The 1,941-nt window shown below is 63.0% G+C and carries 3 protein-coding genes and 1 pseudogene; 1 reads left to right on the top strand and 3 read right to left on the bottom strand.

The window, feature by feature from the left end:
* A pseudogene (locus C446_RS18925) lies at nt 1–81 on the top strand (IS6 family transposase); the annotation flags it as partial.
* A gap of 81 nt (nt 82–162) precedes the next feature.
* On the opposite strand, the gene C446_RS16335 reads toward C446_RS18925, so the two are convergent.
* The 3 genes from C446_RS16335 to C446_RS16325 form a co-directional block, all read right to left on the bottom strand.
* On the bottom strand, nt 163–477 hold the full coding sequence (locus C446_RS16335; RefSeq protein WP_006674234.1) for a hypothetical protein: 315 nt from the start codon (nt 475–477) through the stop codon (nt 163–165).
* On the bottom strand, nt 474–1,487 hold the full coding sequence (locus tag C446_RS16330; protein ID WP_006674233.1) for a hypothetical protein: 1,014 nt from the start codon (nt 1,485–1,487) through the stop codon (nt 474–476). The genes C446_RS16335 and C446_RS16330 overlap by 4 nt, the downstream gene beginning before the upstream one ends.
* Nucleotides 1,484–1,941, bottom strand: a 458-nt coding sequence (locus C446_RS16325) for a hypothetical protein (protein WP_006674232.1), incomplete at its 5' end; no start/stop codon positions are given. The genes C446_RS16330 and C446_RS16325, both read right to left, overlap by 4 nt.

Here is a 1,941-nt window from a genome sequence, read left to right as displayed (position 1 = left end):
CATAGCTTTAGTCACGTCGATCCAGCCACCGCTGAAACATGGCTGCAAGCCTTCGCAGTCTGGTGGAATTCGCTTAACTAAACACGATGGGTGACGACGACCGCGTCGTCTTCTTTCCCGACCGAGACGTCGTCCAAGTGCATCACCTCAAGGACGAACGCTTCAGTCACGGTCGTTCACCTCTTGGACATCATCTCCCTCGCCGAAGTCCAGATCCATCACCTGGTCTGTCCGCCGGAGGCGGCCGCGGGTGGTCTGGTAGACCCGACCCTCGTTAAGCTGCCAGTTGACCGTCTCGAGGACAGCCTGCGCCCTAACTTCGGTCTCCTCGAGCGTCTGCTCGATGACGTCCCCGATCGGTGCTCCGGGACGGTCATCGCCCTGCAGGTCGTCGACCACCTCGAGGACGACGTCGTGGGTGGTCGGCCCAAGTTCCGTGCCGCCGTCGGTCGCGACCTCGCGTTCGCCGCGCCTCACCGCGACGCACCCCCGTTGGGGTCAGAGCCTGTGTTCTGTGCCTTCTGCTCCCTGATCGTCTCGAGACCATCCTCAAGCTTATCGATTAGTGAGACTGCCTGCTCCTCGGTCAGCTCGAGGTTGATATCCCCGTCATCGTAGGAATTTGCCCGATGGTAGTCATCAGGTTCTAACCAGAAGGCGAACCGCTGTTCGTGCTCAGTACTGCCCACAGACTGACCGCCGTCGGTCATGACCTCGGGATCGCTCTCCTCGAGGCGGCCGACTGCGTCGTCGAGGTCCTCGAGCGTTAGCGTCGAGTAGCCCTTGCCGATCGCGACGCGGGTCGCCTCGTTGGTCAGCTGCTCGATCTCGTCACGAGTGGTGGCGTCGTAGCGGTCGGCCAGCCGTTCGGGGGCCAAGTCGGCCGCGGTCTCGAAGCGGGCCTCTGTGAGCCGTTCCTGCCAGATCGAGGCGACGTCCTGGCCACCGTCGGTCGCGACTTCCCGCGGTTGGTCGCGTTCGGCAGACTCGACTGGGTTGACGTGTCCCAGACTCTCGATGTCGGTACTGCGCCCCCAGCCGTTGTCGTTGCCGCGGTCGCCGATCTGGCGTTGGACGGTGCAGCGCGTGTCGAGTTCAGTCGCGAACGGTGAGAGGTCGCCGTCCTGCCCCTCCTTGAACCAGAGGCGGAACTCCGCGCCGTTCTCCCGTTCTTTGTTTTCGACGATCAGTCGTTTCTCGAACCGGCCGATGCCATCGGGACTCGACTCCTCGAGTGGGACCCCGGTGACCGTGAACGGTTCCGTGCGACCGTTCCAGACGACTTTGTCGCCGACCTCGAGGGAATCGATCAACTGCGCAAAGTGTTCGGGGTTGTGTGGCGCTGAGATGCGGACAAGGTAGTCGTATGCGCCGTCGGCGATCGGCTCGCGACCCTCGGTCTCTTCGGTACCGACGAGGTCTTTCCCACACCCCGAGCAGCGGTAGCTCTGCTCACTCTCAGTGTCGCAGACGGGACAGATCGTCATGACCGCTCACCTCGCTCGTGAGCCTGGACCATCCCCGGCGCGGGCCCGGTTTGGGATCGCGTCGCCGGGATCGTCGGATCATCGAACTGGTCGTCGCAGCACGCGATCGCGCCGGCCATCGAGTCATGCCGGGCCCCGCAGCGACCGCAGTCGTTCTCGAGTATGATTTGATAGACTGACGAGCCGGACGTCGGCTGCGAGTCCTGCCAGCGCCCGAGGTCGCCACGATCGCGGAGTTTCTCGAGCGTCGGTTGGATCGCCTGGTGGGGCAGGTCGAGTTCCTCGCGGATGTACGCGGACTTGACGTAGTTCTGGCCGACGACGACCAGGTCACGGAGGACCCGACGGACTGCGCGGTCGACTGCCTCACGTTTCTGGGATGTAGAGCGTCTACAAACGAGCTTCGGAGGAATCAAATAAAATCCGAGTAGAACTCTCTCGAATCCTATGTCGC

Source organism: Halobiforma nitratireducens JCM 10879, assembly GCF_000337895.1.
Classification (GTDB): domain Archaea; phylum Halobacteriota; class Halobacteria; order Halobacteriales; family Natrialbaceae; genus Natronobacterium; species Natronobacterium nitratireducens.
This window is presented reverse-complemented; position numbering and strand designations above follow the sequence as displayed.

Bases quoted from the DNA above. Each gene is read 5' to 3' on its own strand.
- C446_RS16330 (WP_006674233.1), bottom strand. From the start codon at position 1,487: ATGACGATCTGTCCCGTCTGCGACACTGAGAGTGAGCAGAGCTACCGC.